This window comes from Methanobrevibacter sp. (genome assembly GCF_045577275.1).
Classification (GTDB): Archaea; Methanobacteriota; Methanobacteria; order Methanobacteriales; family Methanobacteriaceae; genus Methanobrevibacter.
In genome coordinates this window covers 1-1,861 of sequence record NZ_JAZNIB010000167.1, presented here as the reverse complement: position 1 = coordinate 1,861, position 1,861 = coordinate 1, and the positions used below count along the sequence as shown (strand labels likewise).

Here is a 1,861-nt window from a genome sequence, read left to right as displayed (position 1 = left end):
GACAGCAATGGCAAAGCGTTATCCAGCAGATCTGTCAAACTTGTCTACAGAGGTAAAACCTATAAGAAGACCACTAATGCCAAAGGGCAAGTCAGCTTGAAAATAAGTGCAGGCATAGGTAATAGATATAAAATGACCTATAAGTATGGAGGATGCAAGACATATGGCCCTAGTTCAGGTTCTGTAACCATCAGAGTTAAAATGGCCACTACCTTAACCGGTCCGTCTTCAAAAACCATTCTCAAGGGAAGCCAATATAAAGTAACCTTAAAGGATGCAAAGGGCAGAGTCTTGTCTAAGCAACCTGTTACCTTTAAGCTTAATGGAACTACTTACAGTAGGACTACCAATACTAAGGGTGTTGCAATATTAACTATCAACAAGGCTGCAGGAAAAACCTATAAGCTTTCCTATACTTATGCTGGAACAACTTATTATAACAAGACCACTTCAGGAAACATTAACTTGGCAGTGAAAATTTCAAGTACCATTAAGAATTCAGGTACCTCAATGTTGAACGGCACTCTTTATAATGTTACCTTGAAGGATGCTGACGCTAAGGTATTAAGCAATAAGGCCATAACCTTTACTTTAGATGGAAAGACTTATAAGAACACTACAAATGCCAAGGGTGTTGTAAGTTTGCTTATTTCTGAAAATGCACCGAAAACAACCAAATTAACATATAAGTTTGCAGGTGATTCAACATATACTGCATCTTCAGGAACAGTAAGCATAAATGTAATTTCAGAGAAGGTCTTTACACTTGATCACATCATGACCGGAGCTAAGAACTTAAGGGCACATGTTGAGAAAAATGGCCTGCTTCCAAGTGCGGTGACTGTCAATACAATAAGACTTGACATACCTACTTACTCCTATTTGCTCTCTAAAGCTATTCAGGAAGTCAATAATGGTAAGAAAGGAAATATTGCAATCATAGACATTGATTCAAATTACAGCAATAATGGAAGTACCAAAATAAAGGCTGATTTAAACAAAGATGGTTATATTGCATTAATAAATACCTTAATCAATAAATCTTCTACTAATGGAAAGATACCTAGTTATATTACTACAGAAATAGGTAATGTATCACCTAACCTGTACGTATTCGGACTTTCAAAAGTATTGGATTTCTATCGTCTCAACAATAGGTTGCCTAATTATGTAACCTTGAATGCTAAGGATGTAGATGGTTCTGCAAGTCCTGATGTTGATAAGAAAGGTAATGCTTCACAGTATAAAAAAGGTTTGAATGAAGTTCAATCCCTTAGTGCTGCTGAACTTGCCAAATACTTGACAGCTTCTGGAAATGATGCTCTCAATGCTGAAATCAAAGCATTGGCTAAACAGTTAACCCAAGGAAAAACCACTACATGGGCTAAAGCTCAAGCTATATTCAACTATGTAAGGGATAACATTGACTATGAGTATTATGCTAATACCAAATATAAGGCAACAGGTACCTTAAGCAAGAAAAGAGGTAACTGTTGTGATCATGCGAATTTGGTCGTTGCTCTTTGTAGGGCTGCAGATATTCCTGCAAGATTCTCCCATGCTAAAAACTGTAGATTCAGAAGTGGTTTGGTAACTGGACACGTATGGGCACAAATCTATGTTGATGGTGTTTGGTATACTGCTGATGCAACAAGTAAGAGTAATAGTTTAGGAAATATCCAAAATTGGAACACCAATTCATTTACTAACTTGAATCAGTATGTCCACTTGTCATTCTAAAGAAATGATCAAATTAAATTAATTAAAATATTTTTTATTTTAATTTTTTATTTTTTCTTTTTCTATTTTTTATAATTTTTTTAATTTTTACTATTCTATTTTTTATAATTTTTTTTAATTT

Annotated in this window: 1 protein-coding gene; it reads left to right on the top strand. The window is 34.7% G+C overall.

Annotation, left to right across the window (positions count from 1 at the left end; all coding sequences use genetic code 11):
• The coding region (locus ACKI67_RS05085) for a transglutaminase domain-containing protein (protein ID WP_407462335.1) at nt 1-1,740 on the top strand (1,740 nt) is incomplete at its 5' end.
• Nucleotides 1,741-1,861: the final 121 nt, after the last annotated feature.